The 25,146-nt window shown below is 70.2% G+C and carries 21 protein-coding genes and 5 tRNA genes; 9 read left to right on the top strand and 17 right to left on the bottom strand.

Annotation, left to right across the window (positions count from 1 at the left end; translation table 11 throughout):
• Nucleotides 1–81: 81 nt before the first annotated feature.
• The 7 genes from ACFYV1_RS33100 to ACFYV1_RS33070 form a co-directional block, all read right to left on the bottom strand.
• Nucleotides 82–378, bottom strand: a complete 297-nt coding sequence (locus ACFYV1_RS33100; protein ID WP_389399351.1) for a chaplin — start codon at nt 376–378, stop codon at nt 82–84.
• 297 nt (nt 379–675) lie between these two features.
• Nucleotides 676–749, bottom strand: a tRNA-Lys gene (locus tag ACFYV1_RS33095).
• 157 nt (nt 750–906) lie between these two features.
• Nucleotides 907–3,090 carry a DEAD/DEAH box helicase gene (locus tag ACFYV1_RS33090; protein ID WP_389399350.1) on the bottom strand — a complete coding sequence of 728 codons (2,184 nt, stop codon included), beginning with the start codon at nt 3,088–3,090 and terminating at the stop codon, nt 907–909.
• A 306-nt stretch (nt 3,091–3,396) separates the two neighbouring features.
• Nucleotides 3,397–3,978 (bottom strand): hypothetical protein, encoded by a 582-nt coding sequence (locus ACFYV1_RS33085; protein ID WP_389399349.1) that lies wholly within the window; start codon nt 3,976–3,978, stop codon nt 3,397–3,399.
• A gap of 106 nt (nt 3,979–4,084) precedes the next feature.
• On the bottom strand, nt 4,085–4,447 hold the full coding sequence (locus tag ACFYV1_RS33080; protein WP_389399348.1) for a fluoride efflux transporter FluC: 363 nt from the start codon (nt 4,445–4,447) through the stop codon (nt 4,085–4,087).
• Nucleotides 4,444–4,935 carry a fluoride efflux transporter FluC gene (locus ACFYV1_RS33075; protein WP_389399347.1) on the bottom strand — a complete coding sequence of 164 codons (492 nt, stop codon included), beginning with the start codon at nt 4,933–4,935 and terminating at the stop codon, nt 4,444–4,446. The genes ACFYV1_RS33080 and ACFYV1_RS33075 overlap by 4 nt, the downstream gene beginning before the upstream one ends.
• Complete coding sequence (locus tag ACFYV1_RS33070; protein ID WP_389399346.1) at nt 4,932–5,282, bottom strand: metallopeptidase family protein; 351 nt, start codon at nt 5,280–5,282, stop codon at nt 4,932–4,934. The genes ACFYV1_RS33075 and ACFYV1_RS33070 overlap by 4 nt, the downstream gene beginning before the upstream one ends.
• A 74-nt stretch (nt 5,283–5,356) precedes the next feature.
• Here ACFYV1_RS33070 and ACFYV1_RS33065 point away from each other — a divergent pair, with 74 nt between their 5' ends.
• The 4 genes from ACFYV1_RS33065 to ACFYV1_RS33050 all read left to right on the top strand — a co-directional run bounded on the left by ACFYV1_RS33065 (nt 5,357) and on the right by ACFYV1_RS33050 (nt 7,525).
• Nucleotides 5,357–7,006 (top strand): metallophosphoesterase, encoded by a 1,650-nt coding sequence (locus tag ACFYV1_RS33065; protein WP_389399345.1) that lies wholly within the window; start codon nt 5,357–5,359, stop codon nt 7,004–7,006.
• 238 nt (nt 7,007–7,244) lie between these two features.
• Nucleotides 7,245–7,317, top strand: a tRNA-Glu gene (locus ACFYV1_RS33060).
• Between the two features lie 37 nt (nt 7,318–7,354).
• Nucleotides 7,355–7,429, top strand: a tRNA-Asp gene (locus tag ACFYV1_RS33055).
• Nucleotides 7,430–7,451: 22 nt separating this feature from the next.
• Nucleotides 7,452–7,525: transfer RNA gene (locus ACFYV1_RS33050), tRNA-Phe, on the top strand.
• Between the two features lie 107 nt (nt 7,526–7,632).
• Here the strand turns inward: ACFYV1_RS33050 and ACFYV1_RS33045 are convergent.
• From ACFYV1_RS33045 to ACFYV1_RS33035, 3 genes are read right to left on the bottom strand one after another with little or no spacing between them, the layout of a single operon-like run.
• On the bottom strand, nt 7,633–8,466 hold the full coding sequence (locus ACFYV1_RS33045) for a cytochrome c biogenesis CcdA family protein (RefSeq protein WP_389399344.1): 834 nt from the start codon (nt 8,464–8,466) through the stop codon (nt 7,633–7,635).
• Complete coding sequence (locus tag ACFYV1_RS33040) at nt 8,463–9,224, bottom strand: DsbA family protein (protein ID WP_389399343.1); 762 nt, start codon at nt 9,222–9,224, stop codon at nt 8,463–8,465. The genes ACFYV1_RS33045 and ACFYV1_RS33040 overlap by 4 nt, the downstream gene beginning before the upstream one ends.
• Before the next feature lie 56 nt (nt 9,225–9,280).
• Nucleotides 9,281–9,682 (bottom strand): hypothetical protein, encoded by a 402-nt coding sequence (locus ACFYV1_RS33035; RefSeq protein ID WP_389399342.1) that lies wholly within the window; start codon nt 9,680–9,682, stop codon nt 9,281–9,283.
• Between the two features lie 117 nt (nt 9,683–9,799).
• On the opposite strand from ACFYV1_RS33035, the gene hrpA reads away from it, so the two are divergent.
• From hrpA to ACFYV1_RS33020, 3 genes are all read left to right on the top strand, one after another.
• Nucleotides 9,800–13,738 (top strand): ATP-dependent RNA helicase HrpA, encoded by a 3,939-nt coding sequence (hrpA, locus tag ACFYV1_RS33030; RefSeq protein WP_389399341.1) that lies wholly within the window; start codon nt 9,800–9,802, stop codon nt 13,736–13,738.
• Between the two features lie 93 nt (nt 13,739–13,831).
• A tRNA-Asp gene (locus tag ACFYV1_RS33025) sits at nt 13,832–13,906 on the top strand.
• 123 nt (nt 13,907–14,029) lie between these two features.
• Nucleotides 14,030–14,362: a DUF6274 family protein gene (locus ACFYV1_RS33020; protein ID WP_389399340.1), complete on the top strand. Its 333-nt coding sequence runs from the start codon at nt 14,030–14,032 to the stop codon at nt 14,360–14,362.
• 347 nt (nt 14,363–14,709) lie between these two features.
• Here the strand turns inward: ACFYV1_RS33020 and bldC are convergent, their stop codons facing one another.
• The gene (gene bldC / locus ACFYV1_RS33015; protein ID WP_003949541.1) at nt 14,710–14,916 is read right to left on the bottom strand and encodes a developmental transcriptional regulator BldC; all 207 of its coding nucleotides are present in this window, start codon (nt 14,914–14,916) and stop codon (nt 14,710–14,712) included.
• A 479-nt stretch (nt 14,917–15,395) separates the two neighbouring features.
• Complete coding sequence (locus ACFYV1_RS33010; protein ID WP_389399339.1) at nt 15,396–16,235, bottom strand: hypothetical protein; 840 nt, start codon at nt 16,233–16,235, stop codon at nt 15,396–15,398.
• 157 nt (nt 16,236–16,392) lie between these two features.
• On the opposite strand from ACFYV1_RS33010, the gene ACFYV1_RS33005 reads away from it, so the two are divergent.
• Both ACFYV1_RS33005 and ACFYV1_RS33000 read left to right on the top strand, forming a co-directional pair.
• On the top strand, nt 16,393–17,490 hold the full coding sequence (locus tag ACFYV1_RS33005) for a Leu/Phe/Val dehydrogenase (protein ID WP_389399338.1): 1,098 nt from the start codon (nt 16,393–16,395) through the stop codon (nt 17,488–17,490).
• A gap of 275 nt (nt 17,491–17,765) precedes the next feature.
• Complete coding sequence (locus ACFYV1_RS33000) at nt 17,766–18,020, top strand: DUF3073 domain-containing protein (RefSeq protein ID WP_389399337.1); 255 nt, start codon at nt 17,766–17,768, stop codon at nt 18,018–18,020.
• Between the two features lie 165 nt (nt 18,021–18,185).
• Here ACFYV1_RS33000 and purM read toward each other — a convergent pair whose 3' ends face one another.
• The 5 genes from purM to purL all read right to left on the bottom strand — a co-directional run.
• A complete protein-coding gene (gene purM, locus ACFYV1_RS32995; protein WP_389399336.1) occupies nt 18,186–19,289 on the bottom strand; it encodes a phosphoribosylformylglycinamidine cyclo-ligase in 1,104 nt (367 codons plus the stop codon).
• Nucleotides 19,290–19,322: 33 nt separating this feature from the next.
• On the bottom strand, nt 19,323–20,840 hold the full coding sequence (gene purF / locus ACFYV1_RS32990; protein WP_389399335.1) for an amidophosphoribosyltransferase: 1,518 nt from the start codon (nt 20,838–20,840) through the stop codon (nt 19,323–19,325).
• A 309-nt stretch (nt 20,841–21,149) separates the two neighbouring features.
• Complete coding sequence (locus ACFYV1_RS32985) at nt 21,150–21,974, bottom strand: META domain-containing protein (protein ID WP_389399334.1); 825 nt, start codon at nt 21,972–21,974, stop codon at nt 21,150–21,152.
• Between the two features lie 53 nt (nt 21,975–22,027).
• Complete coding sequence (locus ACFYV1_RS32980) at nt 22,028–22,819, bottom strand: sterol carrier family protein (protein ID WP_389399333.1); 792 nt, start codon at nt 22,817–22,819, stop codon at nt 22,028–22,030.
• Between the two features lie 436 nt (nt 22,820–23,255).
• A partial coding sequence (purL, locus tag ACFYV1_RS32975) for a phosphoribosylformylglycinamidine synthase subunit PurL (protein ID WP_389399332.1) occupies nt 23,256–25,146 on the bottom strand: 1,891 nt, incomplete at its 5' end.

The raw sequence follows: 25,146 nt of genomic DNA, 5'->3' as shown, positions 1-25,146 counted from the left end.
GCACCCGACCGGGGGCCACAGGTAGGAAGCCGAGGGCGAACCCGGCGGGGGAGCGGGCCGGCCCGCTCCCCCGCCCTCCGCTCACTGGCGGATCTTCAGCTCGCGTGCGCCGTTCAGAAGGCCGACGACATCGATGCTGTTGCCGCAGACGTTCACGGGAATGCTCACCGGCACCTGGACGACGTTGCCGGACAGCACACCGGGCGAGTGCGCCGCGACGCCGACGGCGCTCGCATCGTTGCCGACGTTGGCGCACTGGGCGCCCAGGTGGTCCTTGTGGTGCGAGCCGTCTTCGTCGGCCACGGCGAGCGGGCCGGCAACGAGTACCAGGCCGCTCGCGACCACAGCCAGGACCGCAGCCCTGCGGGGCGTGCTCATCGTGCTTCCTCCTTTGGGACATGCGCTTGCAACGGTGCGCGCCGGCGCCGGGCGCCGGCCCGTTTCCCACCGTATTAACCTGCGCGAGTGCGACCGGAGAGGAACGGCCCGGCCCACAGAGCCAAAGACACCCGGACAGCACAAGCGGCAAGCCGGGCCGAACCGCGGGAGCCGGGGCCGGGACGTCGCGGAACAACGCCCCGGCGCCATGATCCAGCGCGCTCCCAATGGGCCCACGGAAAACGCCCCCGCCGACGCCGCTGGAGAGAACCAGCAGGTCAACGGAGGCGCGGAAGGTAGGCCGTGTGGGACTCGAACCCACAACCAACGGATTAAAAGTCCGCTGCTCTGACCAATTGAGCTAACGGCCCTCGGCACAACACCCCTGAGCATAGCGGCAGAGATCCCGGGAACCGATCGGGTATCCCGACACGGGTCCTGCCGGCCGGCGGTGCGGGGCCTCAACGGGCCAGGGCCCGTACGTCACCGAGGTGTCGTACGGGCCCTGGACCAGGAGGTCACACAGCGTCAGCCGTTGCGCTTCCAGCGCGGCTTGTCGTCACGGCGGCCGCCGAACGAGCCGGAGCTCGACCCGGCGCCACCGCGGTGGTCGTCACGGCGGCCGTACGGACGGTCGCCGGCGCCGGAGCGGAAGCCGCCGGAGGCGGGGCGGTCGTCACGGCGGTCGCGGTTGAAGGGACGGTCGCTGCCGCGGTGACCGGCCGGGCGGTCGTCACGGCGGAAGCCGCCTCGGTCGCCACCGCGGTCGTCACGACGCTCGAACGTACGGCCACCACGGTCGCCGCCTCGGTCGTCACGACGCTCGAAGGAACGGCCGCCACGGTCGTCACGACGGTCGTCACGGCGGAAACCGCCACGGTCGCCACCGCGGTCGTCACGACGCTCGAAGGAACGGCCGCCACGGTCGTCACGACGGTCGTCGCGACGGAAACCACCACGGTCGTCACGACGCTCGAACGTACGGCCACCACGGTCGCCGCCACGGTCGTCACGACGCTCGAAGGAACGGCCACCACGGTCGTCACGACGGTCGTCGCGACGGTCGTCGCGACGGTCGTCACGACGGTCGTCACGACGGTCGTCGCGACGGAAACCACCACGGTCGTCACGACGGTCGCGGCTGAAGTTGCCCCGCTCGTCGCGGCGGTCGTACGACGGACGCTCGTCGCGGGACTCACGGACCGGCTCGGCCTGTGCCGGCACCGCGGCGAGCTCGGCCTCGGCGGCCTCCGCCACCTCGGCGACCGCGGCCTCCGGGTCCTCGCCGCGCTCACGGGCAGCGCGGGCGACCAGACGGTCGGCCTCCTCGCGCAGCTCGGTCGCCCGGCGCTGGACACGCTCGAGCTGGCGGTTCAGCTCGACGACCTCGCGCTCGGCCTGCTTGGCGGCGTTGTTCGCGGAGTCGGCCTGGACCTCGGTCAGCGAACGGGCGCCGGTGATCTCGGCGACCTCCGGGTCGAACGCGCCCGCTCCGCCGACGATGTGACGCGAGGCGTCGACGCCCGCGTCCTCCATCAGCCGGAAGATCTGGCGGCGCTGGTGCGGCAGCGAGAGCGAGACCACGACGCCCGACTTCCCGGCTCGGGCCGTACGGCCGGAGCGGTGCAGGTAGTCCTTGTGGTCGCCGGCCGGGTCCACGTTCAGGACCAGGTCGATGCCGTCGACGTGGATGCCTCGGGCGGCGACGTCGGTCGCGACGAGCGCGTTGACGTAACCGTCCTTGAAGTCGGCCAGGGTGCGGGTACGGGCGCCCTGGGTCATGCCGCCGTGCAGTGCGTCGGCCTTCACACCGGAATCGCGCAGCTGCTCCGCGATGCGGTCGGCGCCGAGCTGGGTGCGCACGAAGATGATCGTGCGGCCCTTGCGGGCGGCGATGGCGGCCGTGACGGGCGCCTTGTCCTTCGGCTTCACGACGAGCACGTGGTGGCTCATGGTCGTGACGTTGCCCTGGGCGCTGTCCACCTCGTGGCTGACCGGGTCGGTCAGGTAGCGCTTGACCAGCGTGGAGATCTCGTTCTCCATGGTGGCCGAGAAGAGCATCCGCTGGCCGCCGGCCGGGACCTGGTCGAGCAGCTCGGTGACCTCGGGCAGGAAGCCCAGGTCGGACATCTGGTCGGCCTCGTCGAGGACGGCGACCTGGACGTTCTCCAGGGAGCAGGCGCCACGGGTGATGATGTCGCGCAGACGGCCCGGAGTGGCGACGAGGACGTCGACGCCGCGCTCGAGCGCGTAGATCTGGTTGCCCATCGACGTACCGCCGCAGACGACCTTCATCTTGAGGCCGAGGACGTCGCCGTAGGGCTGCAGGGCGTCCGCGACCTGCATCGCGAGCTCACGGGTCGGGGTGAGGATGACCGCGCGGGGCTTCTTCTTCTCCGTGTGGCCGCCGGCCAGCGTGGCCAGGGTCGGCAGACCGAAGGAGAGCGTCTTGCCGGAGCCGGTGCGGCCGCGGCCGAGGATGTCCTTGCCGGCCAGGGCGTCCGGGATGGTCGCGGCCTGGATCGGGAAGGGGGTGGTCACGCCGTTCTGCGCGAGCTTGCGCACGACGCCCTCGGGGAGGCCGAGGTCCGCGAAGGTCGTCTGGGGCTCGTCGGCGGGCGCCTCTGCGGCCTCCGCGACGGCGGCCTCGGCCGCCTCGACGATCTCGTCGTTCTCGGGCATGACGGCGTGATCAGTACTGAAAGTGGACATGCGAAATGCGAAACCTTCCGGAGTCTCGGCACGCGCCCAAACTCCGTGAATTCGCAATTCGACCGCCTCGATGCGGTCAGCCACGGCTAGGGAGAGTACGCGCCACGCGGCGCTCTTCTGTTTCGGCGCCGGGCAATGGGATCAAACGATCTACCACCATACGCACCCTCCCGGGGTAAAGGCAAACCGCTTCCGAGTGACCCCCGGCACACCACCCTCCGCCGCCCTCCGACGCCGCCCCCGCCACCCCCTCCGCCCCGGCCCCGCCGCCACCCCGGCTCCGCCTCGCCTCCGCCCCGTCGGGAACTACGCCACCGTCCGTTCCGCCCCGTACGGGTGGGACCACGGCGAAGCCGCCGGCTCCGTACGCGTGCCGGCCGGCGCCGCAGCCCGCGTCCCGTCCCCCTGCACGTCGGACTCGGAGGAGGCGCTCGGCGGGGCCGTCGGCTCGGTCGGCGTGGGCGAGGGGCTCCCCGTCGGCGGCTTCGACGACTCCTGCGGCGGCGGCTCCGACGACTCGGACGCGGACGGCGACGCCCCGCCCCCGGTGGGCGCGGGCGGTTCCGTGGTCGGCGGCCGGTGACCGGTCGGGGTCGGCTCGGCGTGGGCGGACCCGGACCCACTCGGACCGGGGGAAGCGCTGGTGTTCTTGGCGTCAGGGGCCTCGGAGGACGTCTCGTCGCCGTCCGCCTGCCGCCGCCCGTGCCCGCCCGGCACCATCTGCCCGCCGTCCGGCTCGGCCACCGTCCCGCGCTGTTCCGCCGAGGTGCTGGGCGCGGGCTTCCCGCCCGCGTCGTCGCTCACGCTCATACAGCCTGCCGACGCCAGGGCCGCCAGTGAGGTGACGATCCAGACGGCCGTACGGCCTGGGGCTGACAACTGGCGCACGGGGGCACCTCCGGGGCAGGGGACGCGGGTTTCCCTGCCCAACTCCCGCCGGCCCGGAAGGGACACGCCCGGGATCCGCGTTCCGCCGACGGACCGCGGACCGTGCTCAGGCGGTGAGCGCCCTCGCCAACTCCAGCCCCAGGAACACCGATCCGAGCCCCACCAGCAACGAGGCCGCCACGTTCGCGACGGCCAGGAACCGCCATCCGCGCTCGGCCAGACGCAGCGTCTCGTACGAGAACGTGGAGTACGTCGTCAGTGCCCCGCACAGCCCCGTGCCGAGCAGCGCGTACGCGGACGACGACACCGACGCGCCGGCGACCGCGCCGAGAACCAGGCTGCCCGCGGCGTTGACCACGAACGTCCCCCAGGGGAACACCGAGTCGTGGCGGGCCTGCACCGCACGGTCCGTCAGGTACCGCAGGGGAGCACCGACCGCGGCTCCCACGATCACCAGCAGCCAGTTCACCGGGCCGCCCTCCGGTTCAGCACCGCCCTGGCCGCGGTCGCCGCCAGCCACACGGCGCCCAACGCGCCGGCGACCGTGCCGCCCGCGTACGCCAGCGCGGTGCCCGCTTCCTCCCGTTCCAGCAGACCGGAGAAGTCGAGCGCATACGTGGAGAACGTCGTGAAACCGCCCAGCACACCGGCCCCGAGGAAGGGACGCAGCAGCGGCGGGGCCGAGCGGCCGCCCTCGCTGACGAGCACCATCAGCACACCGATCAGGGCGCAGCCGACCACGTTGACCCAGAAGACCGCCCAGGGGAAGGCGCCCTCCGGCGCCGGCCACAGCAGCGAGGCACCGTGCCGGCACGAGGCGCCGACCGCCCCGCCCGCCGAGATCGCGGCGAGGACCGGCCATTTGCGGGCGCCCGTCGTCTCCGCGCGCTGCGCGGGGACATGGAGGTCGACGTCCGGGTCGATGGCCTCCGGACCGCCGCCGGGCCGGGGGCTCATCCGTACCCGAGTTCGTGCAGCCGCTCGTCGTCGATGCCGAAGTGGTGGGCGATCTCGTGCACCACGGTGATCTCGGTCTCCGCGACGACGTCCTCGCGGGACTCGCACATCCGAAGCGTCGGCCCGCGGTAGATGGTGATGCGGTCGGGCAGGACGCCCGCGTACCACTCGCCCCGGTCCGTCAGCGGAGTCCCCTCGTAGAGGCCGAGCAGATCGGGATCGTCCGCGGCCGGCTCGTCCTCCACGAACACGGCGACGTTGTCCATCAGCCGCGTCAGCTCGGGCGGGATCCTGTCCAGGGCCTCCGAGACCAGTTCCTCGAACTCCTCGCGCGTCATCTCCAGCACCCGGCCATTGTCACGTACGCCGTGCGAGTGGTCGCCCCGGCATGGCCGCCCGCTTGTGCGGGCATACGGGACCAATGGCCCGCGAAGCCCAGGAACCGCCCAGCTCGTCCTCGTCGCTCTCCCCGATCCGCACCGCACTCACCCGGCTCAGGCACGGCCCGCAAAAACGCGGCCGAGGCCGCAGTGGCCCGCGCTCCGCCCCCGCGCCGGCCCTGACCCACGCCCCGCGTCCGTGGGCGAGGGCACTCGGGCTGACGGCGGTCGTCCTCTTCGGTGCCTGGCTCGGACTGCTGATCGTCGGCAACGTCCGTACGCCGGTCGGGCCGATGGACACGACGATGACGCTGCGTCCGTCCCTGAACGGCGGAACGAAGATCAACGTGTCGCCGCTGGGCGCGCTGGAGCTCGACTCGCACATCGCGCCGGTACGCCTCGACGTCGATGTCGACCGCCTCGACCCGGTCCGGTCCCAGACGCTGGTCGAGCACCCGGAGCTGATCTCCGGGCTCCAGGACGAGATCACCCACGACGTCCGGGACGGTGCCACCGAGCTGGCCGTGCGCTCCTGCGTCGCCGTCGTCGCCGGGGCGACCGCGCTCGGCCTCGCGGTCTACCGGCGCCCGCGACGGGCACTCGCGGCAGGCGGTCTCGCGCTCGCCCTGCTGACCGCGTCCGGAGTCAGCGCGTACGCGACCTGGAACCCCAAGTCCGTCCTGGAGCCGAAGTTCTCGGGCCTGCTGACCTCCGCTCCTTCGGTCGTCGGCAACGCCCGCTCGATCGTCACGGAGTTCGGCATCTATCAGGAGGAGTTGGCGAGGCTCGTCACGAACGTCACCAAGCTCTACGAGGCGACGTCCACGCTTCCCGCCTACCAGCCCGACCCGGGGACGATGCGGGTGCTGCACGTCTCCGACATCCACCTCAACCCGGCGGCGTGGCACATCATCGAGTCGCTCGTCGAGCAGTACGAGATCGACGTGATCATCGACTCCGGCGACACGATGGACCACGGCTCAGCCGCCGAGAACGGCTTCCTCGACCCGATCTCCGACCTCGGCGCCCCGTACGTGTGGGTGCGCGGCAATCACGACTCGCGCACCACACAGGAGTACCTGGAAGGTCTCGAGAACGTCCACGTCCTCGACGACGGCGAGGCCGTGAACGTCGCCGGACTGCGCATCGCCGGCAGCGGCGATCCGCAGTTCACCCCGGACCGCTCTGTCGTCGCCCAGGGCGACCCGGCGGAGCGGATGGCCGGCATCCGTCTCGCGTCGTCCCTGCGCGACCAGGAACGTGCCGGTACGCCCGTCGACATCGCCGTCGCCCACAACCCGGTGGCCGCCCGCGAGACCGACGGGACGGTCCCGCTCGTCCTGTCCGGCCACATCCACAAACGCCACACCGAGGTGCTTCCGCACGGCACCCGCCTGAAGGTCGAGGGCTCCACGGGCGGCGGCGGCCTCCGGGCGGTCCAGAACGAGATGCCGGAACAGGTCCGGGCCTCCGTTCTCTACCTGGACAGGGAGAACCGCCGGATGCAGGCGTGGGACGAGATCACGCTGGGTGGGCTCGGGCTGACGACTGCCGAGGTCCGCCGCCATCTCGCGAAGGACCCGGCGCCGGACCCCTCCCCGTCCGAATCCCCGTCCGAATCCCCGTCGGAGACGCCGTCGGGGACCCCCTCCCAGGGCACGCCCGGCCCCTCGCCCGCGCCATCGCCATGAACTCCGCCGACGGAGACCTCGGCGGTGAACCGGACTGCCGCTATTCGGTTTGGTCGAGGCCCAAACGCCGTAGTACAGTCTCGTCGTGCCCAAGGGCAGCGGTCAGGGCTTGACCGTCCCGAACCTCGTAAGAGGTCAGGGAGAAGCGGATCCTTTCAGGGGAAGCGGAGTCACATGCTTCTCACGTCTCCGCTTTTTCCGGGAAGACGCAGAGAGAAGTCGCAGTACAGGTTTCAACGCCCTCATCGTCTAGTGGCCCAGGACGCCGCCCTTTCAAGGCGGTAGCACGGGTTCGAATCCCGTTGGGGGCACGCAACACCATGTGCGAGACTAGTCCCGCACAAGCTTGGTCCTGTGGAGCAGTTTGGAGTGCTCGCCACCCTGTCAAGGTGGAGGCCGCGGGTTCAAATCCCGTCAGGACCGCTGGAACTCGTAAGAGTTCCGTGGCTGGGTAGCTCAGTTGGTACGAGCGATCGCCTGAAAAGCGATAGGTCGCCGGTTCGACCCCGGCCCCAGCCACAACCCGAAGGCCCCGGCTCACGAGCCGGGGCCTTCGTCGTACACGCGGGCCCGGACACAGGGGGGCGGCCCGCCGCGGGATCGCCCGCGGCGGACCGCCCCCGGTGTCACACCCGTTCGCCGCGCCGTGACCCCCAGCGCCCCCGCACGGCGAGCACCACTCCCACCACGGCCACCACCAAGGCGAGCAGCGCCCAGTCCGGCACCACCCGTCCCACGCCCGACACCCACTCCTCGACCGCGAACGAGTCGTCGACCGAGAGCAGCCCAGGCAGGGCCGTCGTGCCGTCGAAGGCCAGGAAAAGGGTGCCGAGCAGGATGAAGAACAGGCCCGACAGCAGCGATGTCGTGTGCAGCTCGAAGCGGCCGGCCCGGACCACCCGCCCGCGCAGCCACCTGCGGCGCCCCAGGTCGAAGCGTTCCCACAGCAGTGCGAGCACGAACAGCGGGATCGCCATGCCGAGGGCGTAGACGGCCAGGAGCAGACCGCCGTAGACCGGGCTGCCGCTGACCGCCGCCACCGTCAGCACACTGCCCAGGATCGGGCCCGCGCAGAAGCCGGCGAGGCCGTAGACCAGGCCCAGCGCGTACACGGACAGGGCCGTCGTGGGGCGGATGCGTCCGGAGACCTCGGCGAGGCGGCGCGAGGCGAAGCCCATGCCGAGGATCTGTGCGACACCCAGTGCGACGATCAGCCATCCGCCGACGGAGACCAGCAGGTCACGGTTGCCGTAGAACAGCCTCCCGGCGAACGACCCCGCCGCGCCCAGCGGCACGAGCGTCGTGGCCAGGCCCGCGTAGAAGACTCCGGTTCTGGCCAGCAACCTGCCGGTCGAGTCCATCGAATACGCGAAGAACGCGGGAAGCAGCAGCGCGCTGCACGGGCTGATCAACGCGAGCAGGCCGCCGAGAAACGCCGCCAGGTAGCCGATGTCGCTCACCGGCCGCCGTCCTCACCCGCAGCGGGCTTCCCGGCCGCCGCCTTCGCCGCCTCGATGGCCTCCGTGAAGGTCTCCATCGGCTGGGCGCCCGCGACGGGCCGCCCGTTGATCAGGAACGAAGGAGTGGACGTCGCGCCGAGTCCGTACGCCTCCTCCTGGTCCTTCTTCACTGCCTGCCGCGCCGCGTCGCTGTCCAGGTCCTGGGTGAAACGGCCGAGATCGGGCACTCCCGCGTCCCGCGCCAGCGCCTTCAGCCGGTCCTTGCCGAAGCCCTTCTCCTTGACGCCCTCCGCGTAGGCGGCCGAATGGAACTGCCAGAAGCGGCCCTGCTGCCCCGCGGCCCAGGCAGCACGCGCCGCGGACTCCGATTCCTCACCGAAGATGGGGAAGTTGCGCCACTCGATGCGCAGGGTGCCGTCCTCGACGTACTTCTTCACCAGTTCGGGCTCGGTGTCGCGGGCGAACTTCCCGCAGTAGCCGCACTTGAAGTCCGCGTACTCGATCAGGACGACGGGCGCGTCGTGGCGCCCCTGCGCCAGCGCGTCGGTGGCGTCACGGCGTGCGAGCGCCTCGAGCTCGGGATACGTCCCGGCCTGCGGGTCGACCGAGACGTCGGCCGCGGTCGAGTCGCCGGCGGAGGACGGCGCGTCCGGCTTGGTGGCGCTGTACGAGGCGAAGCCGAGCAGCAGCGCGGCGACGACGACACCGGCCCCGATGGCGACGGACTTCCCGGATGTGCGTGGGGTGGAAGAAGGCATGGTGATGCTCCTGAGCGAAGGTCTGACGGTCTGGACGGGTGCGGGGGCCGTCGGGCCTAGACGCGCAGGACGGAGAGATCCACCGGGGAGGGCGGAGCGAGTGGCGCAGACGCGGGCAGCGGCGACGCGTCGAGAAAGGCGGAGTCGGGAACCGCCGGGAGAGCGGAGCACCCCGTCTCGTGCAGCGCGGGCAGCAGCTCGTACGCGGAGCCGCCGCGCGGCGGCGTTCCGGGGTGGGCGCCGCTGTCGGCGTCGTCCACGCCCCTGCCGCAGCCCTGCGACTGCCCCGGGCCGAGAGTGGCGGCTGACACGGCCGCGGCGTCCCGGTCGGCCCCGGCGAAGACGCCGGGAGCCGCTGCCGCCGTACCGCCGAGGCACCCGAGCAGCGCCCCGAGCAGTCCCAGCAGCAGGCTCGCGGTCACCACGAGGCGGCACCGGCGGTCGCGGCCGATCGGCATGGACGCGCTTTCCCTTCGGATCGGAGCGGTCGGAGACGAATCTGCTCCATACTGCACCAGCTCGTGGGCGAAATGGGTTCGCCAGCGGTTTCCCGGGGGTGCGATCCTGGATGCCGTATGTCTACTTCCTTCGCCGACCTTCAGACCCTGCTGGCCGGGGCGTCCCTGCGCGACGCCCACCGGCTCGGCCGCCGTCTCGAAGGCGCTCGCCGCATCCGTAAGCCCGAGGCGCGGCAGGCCGTGCTGGACGAGATCGCCTCGGAGGCGGAGAAGTCCGCGGCCCGCACCGCCCGGCGCGCCGGGCGCGTGCCCGCGATCACGTATCCCGAGCAGCTCCCGGTCAGCCAGAAGAAGGGCGAGATCCTGGAGGCGATACGGGACCACCAGGTCGTGATCGTCGCAGGTGAGACCGGGTCGGGCAAGACGACCCAGATCCCGAAGATCTGTCTGGAGCTCGGCCGCGGCGTGCGCGGCATGATCGGCCACACGCAGCCCCGCCGCATCGCCGCACGCACGGTCGCGGAGCGGGTCGCGGAAGAGCTGAACACCCCGCTCGGCGAGGCGGTCGGCTGGAAGGTCCGTTTCACCGACCAGGTGAACCAGGAGGCCACCTTCCTGAAACTGATGACGGACGGCATCCTGCTCGCCGAGATCCAGACGGACCGCGAGCTGCGCGCGTACGACACGATCATCATCGACGAGGCCCACGAGCGGTCGCTGAACATCGACTTCCTGCTCGGCTATCTCGCGCAGCTGCTGCCCAAACGTCCGGACCTCAAGGTCGTGATCACCTCCGCGACGATCGACCCGCAGCGCTTCTCGCGCCATTTCGGCGACGCCCCGGTCATCGAGGTCAGCGGCCGCACGTATCCGGTCGAGGTGCGCTACCGCCCCCTCCTCGAAGAGGACGGCGACGACAGCGACCGTGACCAGATCACCGCGATCACCGACGCCGTCGAGGAGCTGATGGGCGAGGGGAAGGGCGACATCCTCGTCTTCCTCTCGGGCGAGCGCGAGATCCGCGACACGGCGGACGCGCTCAACAAGAGGGCCTTCCGCTTCACCGAGGTGCTGCCGCTGTACGCGCGCCTGTCGCACGCCGAGCAGCACCGCGTCTTCCAGCCGCACACCGGCCGCCGGATCGTCCTCGCGACGAACGTCGCGGAGACCTCGCTGACCGTCCCCGGCATCAAGTACGTGATCGACCCGGGCACCGCCCGGATCTCCCGCTACAGCCACCGCACCAAGGTCCAGCGGCTGCCCATCGAGGCGATCAGCCAGGCCAGCGCCAACCAGCGCAAGGGCCGCTGCGGCCGTACGTCGGACGGCATCTGCGTCCGGCTGTACTCGGAGGACGACTTCGACTCCCGGCCCGAGTTCACCGACGCCGAGATCCTGCGCACCAACCTGGCGTCCGTCATCCTGCAGATGACCGCGGCCGGTCTCGGCGACATCGAGAAGTTCCCCTTCATCGACCCGCCGGACCACCGCAACATCCGCGACGGTGTGCAGCTCCTCCAGGAGCTCGGCGCCTTCGACCCGGCCGAGAAGGACCCTCGCAAGAAGCTGACGCAGATGGGCCGCAAGCTCTCGCAGCTGCCGGTCGATCCGCGCCTGGCCCGCATGGTCGTCGAGGCCGACAAGAACGGCTGTGTACGCGAGGTCATGGTGATCGCGGCCGCGCTCTCCATCCAGGACCCGCGCGAGCGGCCCGCGGAGAAGCAGGCGCAGGCCGACCAGCAGCACGCCCGCTTCAAGGACGAGACGAGCGACTTCCTCGCCTTCCTCAATCTGTGGCGCTACATCCGCGAGCAGCAGAAGGAGCGCGGCTCCTCCAGTTTCCGCCGGATGTGCAAGCAGGAATACCTGAACTTCCTGCGCATCCGTGAGTGGCAGGACATCTACTCCCAGCTGCGCACGGTCGCCAAGCAGATGGGCATGCACTTCGAGGAGCCGGCGGCGGACGCTGCCGTCCCCGAGCAGTCGGTGCACGTCTCGCTCCTCGCCGGCCTGCTGTCCCACATCGGCATGAAGGACGTGAAGGACGGCGCGAAGAACGAGTACCTGGGCGCCCGCAGCGCCAAGTTCGCGCTCTTCCCCGGCTCCGCCCTGTTCAAGAAGCCGCCGCGGTTCGTCATGTCCGCGGAGCTGGTGGAGACCTCGCGGCTGTGGGCCCGGGTCAACGCGAGGATCGAACCGGAGTGGATCGAGCCGCTCGCGCAGCATTTGCTGAAGCGTACGTACAGCGAGCCGCACTGGGAGAAGGACGCCGCCGCGGTGATGGCGTACGAGAAGGTGACGCTGTACGGCGTGCCGATCATCAGCGGGCGCAAGGTCAACTACGGCCGCATCGATCCCGAGACGTCCCGTGACCTGTTCATCCGGAACGCGCTCGTGGAGGGCGACTGGCGCACGCACCACAAGTTCTTCGCGGACAACCGCAGGCTGCTGACCGAGGTCGAGGAGCTGGAGCACCGTGCCCGGCGCCGTGACATCCTCGTGGACGACGAGACCCTGTTCGACTTCTACGACCAGCGGGTGCCCGAACATGTCGTGTCCGGGGCCCACTTCGACTCCTGGTGGAAGCACAAGCGCCGCGAGCAGCCCGAACTGCTCGACTTCGAGCGCGAGATGCTCATCAACGAGAAGGCCGGCGCGGTCACCAAGGACGACTACCCGGACTCGTGGCGGCAGGGCCGGCTGAAGTTCCGGGTGACGTACCAGTTCGAACCGGGCGCGGACGCCGACGGTGTCACCGTCCACATCCCGTTGCAGGTGCTGAACCAGGTCACGGACGACGGCTTCGACTGGCAGATCCCCGGCCTGCGGGAGGAAGTGGTCACCGAGCTGATCCGCTCCCTGCCCAAGCCGGTGCGGCGTCACTACGTCCCGGCACCGAACTACGCCACGGCGTTCCTGAAGAGGGCCGTGCCGCTCCAGGAGCCGCTTCCGGTCACGCTGGCCCGCGAACTCCAGCGGATGGTCGGCGTACCGGTCGCGGCGGACGACTTCGACCTGACGCGCGTACCGGACCATCTGAAGATCACGTTCCGGATCGTCGACGAACGCCGCAAGAAGCTCGCCGAGGACAAGGACCTGGAGGCCCTTCGGCTCCAGCTGAAGCCGAAGGCCCGCCAGGCGCTCTCCAAGGCCGCGGCCTCCTCCAGCCCCTCTGGGGAGTCCCTGGAGCGCACCGGCGTCACGGACTGGACGATCGGTCCGCTGACCAAGGTCTTCGAGACCCGGCGCGCGGGCCAGCCGGTCAAGGCGTTCCCGGCGCTCGTCGACGAGGGGGCCTCGGTCGCCGTACGGCTCTTCGACACGGAGGCGGAGCAGGCACAGGCGATGTGGCGGGGCACCCGTCGCCTGATCATGCTGAACATCCCGGTGAACCCCGCCAAGTTCGCCTCCGACAAGCTGTCGAACCAGCAGAAGCTCGCCCTCTCGAGCAATCCGCACGGCTCGGTCCAGGCGCTCTTCGACGACTGCGCCACGGCCGCGGCGGACCGGCTCATCGCGGAGCACGGAGGTCCGGCGTGGGACGAGGAGTCGTTCCGCAAGCTCTTCGACAAGGTCCGCGCCGACCTCGTCGACCTGACCGTGCGCACGGTCGGCCAGGTGCAACAGGTGCTGGCGGCCTGGCAGGCCTGTGAACGCCGCCTGAAGGGCACGAACAGCCTCGTCCTCGTGGACAACGTCCGGGACGTGCGCGAGCAGCTGGCGGCCCTCGTGCCGGCCGGCTTCGTGACGCGCACCGGATTGCGGCGGCTGCCCGACCTGATGCGCTACCTGGTCGCGGTGGACCGACGTCTGCAGCAGATGCCGACGAGCGTCCAGCGCGACACCACGCGCATGGAGAAGGTCCACGAGATGCAGGACGAGTACGCCTGGCTGCTCGAGCAGATGCCGCAGGGCAGACCGGTGCCGCAGGAGGTCCTGGACATCCGCTGGATGATCGAGGAGCTGCGCGTGAGCTACTTCGCGCACGCCCTGGGCACGGCGTACCCGGTTTCCGACAAGCGGATCGTGAAGGCGATCGACGCGGCCGCGCCGTGACGGACCGGTCGCCGGGAGTGAGTTCGACCTGATGGTCGCACCTGCTGTACAGTCTCACTCGCAGCCAACGGAGCAAGTACGGCTGCGAAACCTGGTCCTGTGGAGCAGTTTGGAGTGCTCGCCACCCTGTCAAGGTGGAGGCCGCGGGTTCAAATCCCGTCAGGACCGCGTGAAATACGAAAGGCCCGCATCGTTCGATGCGGGCCTTCGTCGTGTCCGGGCGTCTTGACGGCGGCATCTGCCGGGGGTACCCAGTCAGTAGGGGACGGCACACACCCGGAGGTGACGTGCATGGCGGCGTCCACACGAAGGCGGTACGAGACCCGGGCGCTGCTGCGCGCCCATCTGTCGGCCGCTTCGGGCTACCGGCACCTCACAAGGTCCTGCCCCATCTGCCATCGCCTCCTGCGGCTCGCCATGGAGCGCCCTGAGCACGACGCCCGGCCTCCCGAGGCACGACCGTCGGAGCCACGACTGTCGGAGCCACGACTGTCCGGGCCGCCGGCGCTCGGCACCCTGCCTCCCGAGCCGGCGCCCGAGGCGTCGCCCGAGGCGTCGCCCGAACCGCCGATCGAGCTACGGGCCGAGTCGGCGGCCGAGGACGGAAGTCCCACCAAGGAGTGACCAACGGCCGTCCTGCCGCGGCTTTTTCCGTGCCAGGCTGGTCTTTGACAAGAGCCGTGCAGTGTGACGGGTGTCACCGAACGGGTTTTCAGAACCCCGGTACTTAGGCCCTCCCTACAACCGGCCGATTTAATATGTGCCATTGCACTCTCCTCCAGGGCGGTCCGGCACAGGTCGGCACAAGGCGCCCAACCCTCCCCGCGGAGGACAAAAAAGAATCGCGCTGGACCCGGCGGAGTCCAGCGCGATCAATGACGAGGTTCTGTTGGGGCAGAGCGCCGTCATGTGGAGCTGTGGGTGGGCGATCCGAGGTGGGGGCCCCGGAAATGCCCGGTCAAACGGGGTGTTCAGGCCTCGCTGCGCTGCTGCGGAATACCCGCAAGCAGTGCGCGGACCTCTGCCTCGCGGTACCGGCGATGTCCTCCGAGCGTGCGGATGGACGTGAGCTTGCCTGCCTTGGCCCAGCGAGTGACCGTCTTCGGGTCCACGCGGAACATGGTGGCAACCTCAGCCGGGGTCAGCAGCGGCTCGGCATCAGGGGTGCGAGCGGTCATGAGCGGCCTCCTCGGGAGAACCGAACCATCTCGGTTCTTTCCTCTAAATTCTGCACCTTGACCCGCGTTGCCCGAAATGGCAGACGCGGGCCGAGTCGGTTATAGGACGAACGGCTTGTCCTCGGCACTACAACTACACCATCTGTCCAGCGACGTCGGCCAAACCGATGGAATTGCCCTCTCAGGTGTTCATCAGCGGCCGAAGCCCGATGGACCATGCCATAACGGACAGTCACGTCACAGTAACGATCAGTCACAGAGCGATCAGGAGTCGTCAGACCCCCCATAGAGTGCAATGCTGAGCATTCCGCCCACACTTGGGCGGAAGGAACCCTCCCCGGACTCCTTGTCCTATTTTGACACGAGGGTGGGTGATGGGCGCAAGGGCGCGGTTAGTGCCGTCCGTCACCCTTGGGGCTTCTGCCCGGATCAGGACCTAGGTCCTGTACGCGGCGGAGCCCCGACAACGAAGTCGGCCTTCAGTTGGCGAACTGACGGTCCCTGACGGCCCGCCAGCGCTCGGTCAGCCGCCGGTAGACCCGCGCCGCCCCCTCGCCGTCGCCTTCCCGCAGCGCCGCCACCCCCTCCGCCGCGTCGGCCGCCGACCGGTCCTCCAGGAGCTGCTCACCCGGCAGCGCGTGCACGAGACCCCCGTAGTCGAGCTCCACCAGCGACCGGGGATGGAACTCCTCCAGCCAGCGGCCCACGTCCACCAGGCCGTCGGTCAGCGGACCCTCGTCGATCGTCTCCCGCAGCGTCCGCAGCGCCCGGGCCACCCGCCGGCGGGCCTGGACCATCGGCGTCCGGTAGCGCAGGACGGGCGCGGCCGGTCCTGCCGCCTCGTACTCCCGCTCCTCGTCGGCGAAGAGCGTGAACCAGCCGACCGGCACGTGCCAGACCGCCGTCCTGATCCACGGCCGGGCGTCCGGGTTGTGTACGCGCCACTGCTCGAAGTCCGCCGCCGCCTGTCCCCGTACGACCGGCGGCAGCGCCGCGTCCAGCAGCGGCGCAGGCAGCTGCTGGGCGAGCTCCTCGAGCGCCAGCCAGCCGCGCAGCCTGGTCCGCCACGGGCAGACGCACACGACGCCGTCGACGACCGCCACGAACGCGTCGGCGCTCTCGTGCACCGGCACCACGACCGGCGGAGTCGGCAGCAAGTCGGCCAGCGAGCGGCGCAGTTCGTCCTGGGCGGTCGGGGTGGCCTCCCGACGGGCGTAGTCGGCCCAGTGGCCGCGCTCGGGCTCGGGGAAGGCGGCCAGCGGCTCGTAGATCCGCAGATAGGACGCGTACGGGACAAGAACCGAGGACAGCGCTGGCATGCCGCAGATCCTTCCACGCCGGTACTCCACGAGAGGGTGATCCTCGGCACTGAGTCCGATCTACGCACGCGTAGGACTTACTCTCTTGCCCAACTGGACTCTTCCCCACCCACAGGAAGATCCGAAATCCGCCGCTTCGTACTTGGGAGTCACCACCGTGACCGATGTGACCGGCGCCAGTGTCGACGTACTGCACACCCTGTTCCGCTCGGAACAGGGAGGCCACGAGCAAGTCGTGCTGTGCCAGGACCGCGCCAGTGGCCTGAAGGCTGTCATCGCCATCCACTCCACCGCCCTGGGCCCCGCCCTCGGCGGCACCCGCTTCTACCCGTACGCCTCCGAGGAGGAGGCCGTCGCCGACGCCCTGAACCTCTCCCGGGGCATGTCGTACAAGAACGCCATGGCCGGACTCGACCACGGCGGCGGCAAGGCCGTGATCATCGGCGACCCCGAGCAGATCAAGTCGGAGGAACTGCTGCTGGCCTACGGCCGGTTCGTGGACTCCCTCGGCGGCCGCTACGTGACCGCCTGCGACGTCGGCACCTACGTCGCCGACATGGACGTCGTCGCACGCGAGAGCCGCTGGGTCACCGGCCGCTCGCCGGAGAACGGCGGCGCGGGCGACTCCTCCGTGCTCACCGCCTACGGCGTCTTCCAGGGCATGCGCGCCTCCGCCCAGCACTTGTGGGGCGACCCGTCGCTCCGCGGCCGCAAGGTCGGCATCGCCGGTGTCGGCAAGGTCGGTCACCACCTGGTCGAGCACCTGATCTCCGACGGCGCCGAGGTCGTGATCACGGACGTGCGCGAGGAGTCGGTACGCCGGATCCTCGACCGGCACCCGCAGGTCACCGCCGTCGCCGACACGGCCGCCCTGATCCGTACCGAGGGCCTGGACGTCTACGCGCCCTGCGCGCTCGGCGGCGCCCTGAACGACGGCACCGTCCCGGTGCTGACGGCGAAGGTCGTCTGCGGCGCGGCCAACAACCAGCTCGCGCACCCGGGCGTCGAGAAGGACCTCGCGGACCGCGGGATCCTCTACGCCCCCGACTACGTGGTGAACGCCGGTGGCGTCATCCAGGTCGCCGACGAGCTGCACGGCTTCGACTTCGACCGGTGCAAGGCGAAGGCTTCGAAGATCTTCGACACGACGCTCGCGATATTCGCACGTGCGAAGGAAGACGGTATTCCGCCGGCCGCCGCGGCCGACCGGATCGCCGAGCAGCGCATGGCCGAGGCACGCGCCGGCCGACCGTGAACACCCGGCCCGCCGGCCTCCGGGGAGACAAGACTCACCCACGGTCGGCGGGTCGACCGCCACGAAGAGGTTAAAATCGCAGTTGACCAGCGAGGACAGGGCTCCTCGCCGGTCCTGTGAAGTGGCACCTGATGCGGGCGGCGTACCGTATGGCCGCGGAAGCAGGTACCGTTGAAGCCCTACGGACCGGTCTCTCCGAGGAGAGCCCGTTCCGACTCATGAACGCGTGTCAAGACTCTGGGGCCGTCGAGCCCCGTCACCGAGGGGGTCGAGCCATGGGGCGCGGCCGGGCCAAGGCCAAGCAGACAAAGGTCGCCCGCCAGCTGAAGTACAACAGCGGCGGGACTGACCTGTCGCGTCTGGCCAACGAGCTGGGCGCTTCGACTTCGAGTCAGCCTCCGAACGGCGAGCCGTTCGAGGACGACGACGAGGACGACGACCCGTACGCACAGTACGCGGATCTGTACAACGACGACGAGGACGAGGACGAAGAGTCCGGCCCGTCGTCGCAACAACGCCGCGGCGCTTGACGCTGTACTGACACTGACCCGGTCCTGGGGAAACCTCGGACCGGGTTCTGTGCTGTCTGCTCACGGCCGTCGCTCGCGACTGCCGGACCACACGTCACTGCCGGACCGGCGGCCGGGCGGCCGCTGCCGTCGGTCGGCTTCCGCCGACCGACGGCGTCGCGACTGCTACGACGCGTGGGTTCCCGTCAGCTCGGCGCCCGTCTGTCCGTCGGCGGCACGCTCGACGATGCTGCCGGCCACCCAGGCGTCGACCCCGCGGTCGGCCAGCGTGGTCAGCGCCACGTCCACGGATTCCTCCGGGACGACGGCCATCATGCCGACACCCATGTTGAGTGTCTTCTCCAGCTCCAGCTGTTCGACCTTGCCGGCCCTGCCGACGAGATCGAACACCGCGCCGGGAGTCCAGGTCGAACGGTCGACGACCGCGTGCAGCGAGTCCGGGATCACCCGCGCCAGGTTGTTGGCCAGCCCACCGCCGGTGATGTGGCTGAACGCGTGCACCTCGGTCGTCCGGGTGAGCGCGAGGCAGTCCAGCGAGTAGATCTTGGTGGGCTCGAGAAGCTCCTCGCCCAGCGTCCGGCCGAGTTCCTCGACCTGCTGCTCCAGCGACATCCCCGCCCGGTCGAACAGCACGTGCCGGACCAGCGAGTACCCGTTGGAGTGAAGCCCGGAGGACGCCATCGCGATGACCACGTCACCCTTGCGAATACGATCCGGGCCCAGCAGCCGGTCCGCCTCGACCACGCCGGTGCCCGCGCCCGCGACGTCGAAGTCGTCCGGGCCCAGCAGGCCGGGGTGCTCGGCGGTCTCGCCGCCGACCAGCGCGGTGCCGGCGAGCACACAGCCCTCGGCGATGCCCTTGACGATCCCGGCGACCCGCTCGGGGTGGACCTTGCCGACACAGATGTAGTCGGTCATGAACAGCGGCTCGGCGCCGCAGACGACGATGTCGTCCATGACCATGGCGACCAGGTCGTGGCCGATCGTGTCGTACACGCCCATCTGGCGGGCGATGTCGACCTTCGTGCCGACACCGTCCGTGGCGGAGGCCAGCAGCGGACGCTCGTAACGCTTGAGGGCGGAGGCGTCGAAGAGACCGGCGAAGCCGCCCAGGCCGCCGAGGCCGGCGACCTCGGGGCGCTGCGTCTTCTTCACCCACTCCTTCATGAGCTCGACCGCGCGGTCGCCCGCCTCGATGTCGACGCCCGCGGCCGCGTAGCTGGCGCCGGTGCCCGCGTGCGGAGCACGCTCGGAAGATTCAGCAGACATGCTGGAGAACTTTCGTGTCGTACTGCAGGGGGATCACGGACGACGGAGCGCGTCGGCGGCGTCGGAGCCGCCCGCCAGCTCGGTCTCCAGAAGCTGCTTGCCGAGCAGCTCGGGGTCGGGCAGCTCCATCGGGTACTCGCCGTCGAAGCAGGCGCGGCACAGATTCGGCTTGGCGATGGTGGTCGCCTCGATCATGCCGTCGATGGAGATGTACGACAGGGAGTCGGCGCCGAGGGAGGTGCCGATCTCGTCGATCGTCATGCCGTTGGCGATGAGCTCTGCGCGGGTCGCGAAGTCGATGCCGAAGAAACAGGGCCACTTCACCGGCGGCGACGAGATCCGGATGTGGACCTCGGCGGCGCCCGCCTCGCGGAGCATCTTCACCAGGGCCCGCTGGGTGTTGCCGCGGACGATCGAGTCGTCCACGACGACCAGGCGCTTGCCCCGGATGACTTCCTTGAGCGGGTTCAGCTTGAGGCGGATACCCAGCTGGCGGATGGTCTGCGAGGGCTGGATGAAGGTGCGGCCGACGTAGGCGTTCTTCACCAGGCCGGAGCCGTACGGGATGCCGCTGGCCTCCGCGTAGCCGATGGCCGCGGGCGTGCCGGACTCCGGCGTCGCTATGACGAGGTCGGCGTCGACCGGGGCTTCCTTGGCCAGTTTCCTGCCCATCTCCACTCGGGAGAGGTAGACGTTCCGGCCGGCGATGTCGGTGTCCGGGCGGGCCAGGTAGACGTACTCGAAGACACAGCCCTTGGGCTTCGCTTCTGCGAATCGGGAGCTGCGGATGCCGTTCTCGTCGATGGCGATGAGCTCACCGAGCTCGATCTCACGGACGAAGCTGGCACCGCAGATGTCGAGTGCGGCTGTCTCCGACGCGACGACCCAGCCACGGTCGAGGCGGCCGAGAACCAGCGGGCGGATGCCCTGGGGGTCGCGGGCCGCGTAGAGGGTGCCCTCGTCCATGAAGACGAGCGAGAAGGCGCCCCGGACCTCGGGGAGGACCTTGGCGGCCGCTTCCTCGATCGTCAGCGGCTTGCCGTCGTCGTCGACCTGACCGGCGAGCAGCGCGGTGACCAGATCGGTGTCGTTGGTCGCGGCGACCTGGGTCGAGCGGCCGTTCTCCTTGGGGAGTGCGGCGACCATTTCGGCGAGCTGCGCCGTGTTGACCAGGTTTCCGTTGTGACCGAGCGCGATGGAGCCGTGGGCGGTGGCCCGGAAGGTCGGCTGCGCGTTCTCCCACACCGAGGCGCCCGTGGTCGAGTAGCGGGCGTGACCGACCGCGATGTGACCCGTCAGGGAGCTGAGGGAGGTTTCGTCGAAGACCTGCGAGACCAGGCCCATGTCCTTGAATACGAGGATCTGGGAGCCGTTGCTCACCGCGATTCCCGCGGATTCCTGGCCTCGATGTTGGAGGGCGTAGAGCCCGAAGTAAGTGAGCTTCGCGACCTCTTCACCCGGAGCCCAGACACCGAAGACGCCGCAAGCGTCCTGGGGGCCCTTCTCACCGGGGAGCAGGTCGTGGTTGAGTCGTCCGTCACCACGTGGCACGCCACCGAGTGTAGGCGAGATCGACCACTGGTCCGAATTGGGGACGGCGTCGACAGGGGTCCCGGGGGGTCCGCGAGGTGTCTCGGAGCCCCGAGCACGGGTGCCTGCCGACGTGTGCTCGACCTCGCCGGACGCCCGGAAATCCGTCCATCGACTCGTCCACGATCCGGGACGACGGGGCCGCATCCCGCATGGGCCAGGGGTTCGGCCCGTGCGGCCGCCCGCACAGGTTTGATCACGCTCCGTCAAGGTGGCACGCCGGGGGGCCGTCGCCGCGACGGTCATCCGGGCGTGTGCTAGTTCACACGGTCATTTCTCGTCGGAGGCGCCCGAGGTGTCGGCGACGACCGCTGCGAAGCCCTCGCCGTCCGCGCCGGTGAGGGTCAGGGAGCGGTGGTTCAGCTCGTACTTCACCGTCCCGTCGAGGATCTTGACCAGCTTGCGCTCCAGGTCCATCTCGGGGCCTTCGCACAGCTTCCGTGTGGAGGCGAGACGGCCGAAGGCGATCGAGTCCTCGGTGATCTCGGCGGTGCTGGTGAAGCGGTTGCAGCCGAGGCTTCCGGTCACCGAGCCGTCCTTGCCGAACGTCAGATGCGCCTTGTTCTCGGCGCCGGCGGGCAGCGACGCGACCGTCTCGCCGGTCACCAGGCTGTTCACCGACCACTTGGTGCCCACGAGCGGGGTGGACGGCTCGGAGGTGAGGGCGATGGTGTCGCCCTTCTCCGTCGTGAGGATCAGCCTGCCGTCGGTGAGTTTCGCCTTGAGCTTCCCGGAGAACGCGGCACGCAGGGCGTCCTCGAAGCCCTGGATCTTCTCCTCGCACGCCATCTCGGTCATCTCGCCGGGCCCCACGGTGACGGTGTCACCCTCGATCTTCACGTCCGCGCCGAAGTGGTTGCACCCGTAGTTGCCCTGTGCCCGCCCCTTGTCCGTGATCTCGACGTGCGCGTCGGTGGGGGCCTCGGTCCTCCTGCCGTCCACCGTGATGCTGTCGACGGACCAGTGGACGCCGGAGAGGGGCACGTCGGGCTGCACGGAGGCGCCTCCCCCGCCGCCGGAGCCGGACTCCGTCCCGCAGGCGGCGAGCGCGAGGACGGCCAGTGCGGTCACTGAAATGCTCAGGTGATTGCGCATACCGGTGGGACGGAGCGCCTGGTGCGTCGGTTCCGCCCTTTCCTCCGTACGGCTCAGCCGAGGATCGGCAGCAGCCCCCCGAGGTCGGCGCGCTCGCCGCTCGCGCTGACCTTCGCCGCCGCAACCGCGTCCTGCCATGCCGCGCGTCCGGTGGCCAGGCGGATCCAGGTCAGCGGATCGGACTCGACCACGTTGGGCGGGGTGCCGCGGGTGTGCCTCGGCCCTTCCACGCACTGCACGACGGCGAACGGCGGGATCCGCACCTCCGTCGACGCCCCGGGCGCCTTGACCGCCAGGGCGTCCGCGAGCAGCCGGGTGCAGGCGGCGAGCGCTTGGCGGTCGTACGGGACGCCGAGACCGGTCGCGTCGTTCAGGTCGTCGGTGTGGACGATCAGCTCGACGGTTCGGGTGACCAGGAAGTCCCCGAGCCGCATGCCGCCGAACCGCATGGGCACGAGCCGCTGTGCCGAGGCGGTCGGCAGCAGTTCCCCGAGGTCCGCGGCCGTCCGGTCGAACAGCTCGGTGACCGCGCCCTTGTCGGCGAACGCCCTGGTGTCGTCGTCGACCTGCCCGGCGGCCGTGACCGTCGCGAAGGGCCAGTCGAGCAGGGCCAGGTCCTGCTTGTCCGGCTCCGGCAGCCGCAGATACCCGGCGACGAGCCCGGACACCATCGCGATGTGCGCGGCGAGTTCGCGCACCGTCCAGTCCCCGAGTCGCGTGGGCATCGCGAACTGCTCCTCGGTGAGCGTGCCCACGGCTTGCCGTACCTGCTCGAACTGGGCGAGTACGGCGGCGCGCGTGGTCTCGGGGTCGTAGGCGCGAAGGCGCTTCCTGGCAGGTGGCATGAGCCGACCCTACGGGGTGGGCGTCTGAACGGCAGGGACTTCTCGACGACGTTCCCGACAGCCTTCTCCACCACGAACGCCTCGCCGTTCCCCGGGACTCCGATACCGCGCAGGCGGAACGGCATCCCGGAGTCGCCGAGTTGCCGCGGCGCCGGCACCCTGCGGACGCCGCCGACGTCCCGGAGCCACGCCTCGTCGAGCATCAGGCAGATCACCGCGGGCAGTGAATCGCGGCTGAGGTGGGCGCGCTGACAGTCGTGCGCGCACGACCGTCAGCGTGCACGACCGTCAGCGTGCACGACCGTTGCGTCTGCGACGGCCGGCAACGGCTCCCCGAAGGCGGGGAAGTTCCCGCTTGCGGCGCATGAGTGCCCATGGGAGAAGCCCCCTCGCCGGGCGGACCGGCGAGGGGGCTTCTTCGTTGTTTCGCTGCGTGTCAGACGAGCAGACCCGGGATGGTCTCCTCGTGGGCCGTGCGCAGTTCGCTCAGCGGAATGCCGAACTGGCCCTGCACCTCGAGCGAGTCGCCGTCGACGACACCGATTCGTGTCGCGGGGAGCCCGCGCGCGCCGCACATGTCGGTGAAGCGGAGTTCCTCGCTGCGCGGGACGGAGACGACGGCGCGGCCGGCCGACTCGCTGAGCAGGAAGGTGAAGGCGTCCAGACCGTCCGGGACGACCAGGCGCGCACCCTTGCCGCCGCGCAGGCAGGACTCGACCACGGCCTGGACCAGTCCGCCGTCGGACAGGTCGTGCGCCGCGTCGATCATGCCGTCGCGGGAGGCCGAGATCAGGATCTCGCCCAGCAGCTTCTCGCGGTCGAGGTCGACCTTCGGCGGCATGCCGCCGAGGTGGTCGTGGACGACCTGGGACCAGGCGGAGCCGCCGAACTCCTCGCGGGTGTCGCCCAGGAGGTAGAGCAGCTGCCCCTCCTCGGCGAACGCGATCGGCGTGCGGCGGTTGACGTCGTCGATCACACCGAGCACGGCCACGACGGGCGTGGGGTGGATCGCGGTCTCACCGGTCTGGTTGTAGAGCGAGACGTTGCCACCGGTGACCGGGGTGCCCAGCTGCAGACAGCCGTCCGCGAGACCGCGGGTGGCCTCCGCGAACTGCCACATCACGTCCGGGTCCTCAGGGGAACCGAAGTTCAGACAGTCGGAGATCGCCAGCGGCTTCGCACCGGACGCCGCGACATTGCGGTACGCCTCGGCCAGCGCGAGCTGCGCACCCGTGTACGGGTCGAGCTTGGCGTACCGGCCGTTGCCGTCAGTCGCCATCGCCACACCCAGGTTCGACTCCTCGTCGATCCGGACCATGCCGGCGTCCTCGGGCTGCGCGAGCACGGTGTTGCCCTGCACGAACCGGTCGTACTGGTCAGTGATCCACGCCTTGGACGCCTGGTTGGGCGAGGCGACCAGCTTCAGGACCTGCTCACGCAGCTCCTCGGCGGTCCGCGGGCGGGCCAGCTTGTTCGCGTCGTCGGCCTGCAGCGCGTCCTGCCAGGACGGGCGGGCGTACGGACGGTGGTACGTCGGGCCCTCGTGAGCGACGGTGCCCGGCGGCACGTCCACGATCAGCTCGCCGTGCCAGAAGATCTCCAGGTGGTCGCCCTCGGTCACCTCACCGATGACGGTGGCGATGACGTCCCACTTCTCGCAGATCTCCATGAACCGGTCGACGTGCTGCGGCTCGACGATCGCGCACATGCGTTCCTGCGACTCGCTCATGAGGATCTCCTCGGGCGAGAGCGTCGCGTCACGCAGCGGCACGGTGTCCAGCTCGACCCGCATACCGCCGCTGCCGGCGGAGGCCAGCTCGGAGGTGGCGCAGGACAGACCGGCGCCGCCGAGGTCCTGGATGCCCGCGACGAGCTTCTCCTTGAAGATCTCAAGGGTGCACTCGATCAGGAGCTTCTCCTGGAACGGGTCGCCGACCTGGACGGCGGGGCGCTTGGTGGGCTTCGTGTCGTCGAAGGTCTCGGACGCGAGGACCGAGACGCCGCCGATGCCGTCGCCGCCGGTGCGGGCGCCGTACAGGATGACCTTGTTGCCGGGGCCGGATGCCTTGGCGAGGTGGATGTCCTCGTGCTTCATCACACCGATGCAGCCTGCGTTGACCAGCGGGTTGCCCTGGTAGCAGGCGTCGAAGACGACCTCGCCGCCGATGTTCGGCAGGCCCAGGCAGTTGCCGTAGCCGCCGATGCCGGCGACGACGCCCGGCAGGACGCGCTTGGTGTCGGGGTGGTCGGCCGCGCCGAAGCGCAGCGGGTCCACGACCGCGACCGGGCGGGCGCCCATCGCGAGGATGTCGCGGACGATGCCGCCG

The organism is Streptomyces sp. NPDC003023, from assembly GCF_042888225.1.
In the GTDB taxonomy this organism is placed as follows: Bacteria; Actinomycetota; Actinomycetes; order Streptomycetales; family Streptomycetaceae; genus Streptomyces.
Note: the sequence above shows the minus strand (reverse complement) of the source record. Positions and strands in the feature narration are given on the sequence as shown.

Excerpts from the sequence above, each read along its gene's own strand:
- ACFYV1_RS33100 (WP_389399351.1), bottom strand. The coding sequence starts at position 378 with ATGAGCACGCCCCGCAGGGCTGCGGTCCTGGCTGTGGTCGCGAGCGGC.
- ACFYV1_RS33090 (WP_389399350.1), bottom strand. The coding sequence starts at position 3,090 with ATGTCCACTTTCAGTACTGATCACGCCGTCATGCCCGAGAACGACGAG.
- ACFYV1_RS33075 (WP_389399347.1), bottom strand. The coding sequence starts at position 4,935 with ATGAGCCCCCGGCCCGGCGGCGGTCCGGAGGCCATCGACCCGGACGTC.
- ACFYV1_RS33065 (WP_389399345.1), top strand. The coding sequence starts at position 5,357 with ATGGCCCGCGAAGCCCAGGAACCGCCCAGCTCGTCCTCGTCGCTCTCC.
- ACFYV1_RS33040 (WP_389399343.1), bottom strand. The coding sequence starts at position 9,224 with ATGCCTTCTTCCACCCCACGCACATCCGGGAAGTCCGTCGCCATCGGG.
- ACFYV1_RS33035 (WP_389399342.1), bottom strand. The coding sequence starts at position 9,682 with ATGCCGATCGGCCGCGACCGCCGGTGCCGCCTCGTGGTGACCGCGAGC.
- hrpA (WP_389399341.1), top strand. The coding sequence starts at position 9,800 with ATGTCTACTTCCTTCGCCGACCTTCAGACCCTGCTGGCCGGGGCGTCC.
- ACFYV1_RS33020 (WP_389399340.1), top strand. The coding sequence starts at position 14,030 with ATGGCGGCGTCCACACGAAGGCGGTACGAGACCCGGGCGCTGCTGCGC.
- bldC (WP_003949541.1), bottom strand. The coding sequence starts at position 14,916 with ATGACCGCTCGCACCCCTGATGCCGAGCCGCTGCTGACCCCGGCTGAG.
- ACFYV1_RS33010 (WP_389399339.1), bottom strand. The coding sequence starts at position 16,235 with ATGCCAGCGCTGTCCTCGGTTCTTGTCCCGTACGCGTCCTATCTGCGG.
- ACFYV1_RS33000 (WP_389399337.1), top strand. The coding sequence starts at position 17,766 with ATGGGGCGCGGCCGGGCCAAGGCCAAGCAGACAAAGGTCGCCCGCCAG.
- purM (WP_389399336.1), bottom strand. The coding sequence starts at position 19,289 with ATGTCTGCTGAATCTTCCGAGCGTGCTCCGCACGCGGGCACCGGCGCC.
- ACFYV1_RS32985 (WP_389399334.1), bottom strand. The coding sequence starts at position 21,974 with ATGCGCAATCACCTGAGCATTTCAGTGACCGCACTGGCCGTCCTCGCG.
- ACFYV1_RS32980 (WP_389399333.1), bottom strand. The coding sequence starts at position 22,819 with ATGCCACCTGCCAGGAAGCGCCTTCGCGCCTACGACCCCGAGACCACG.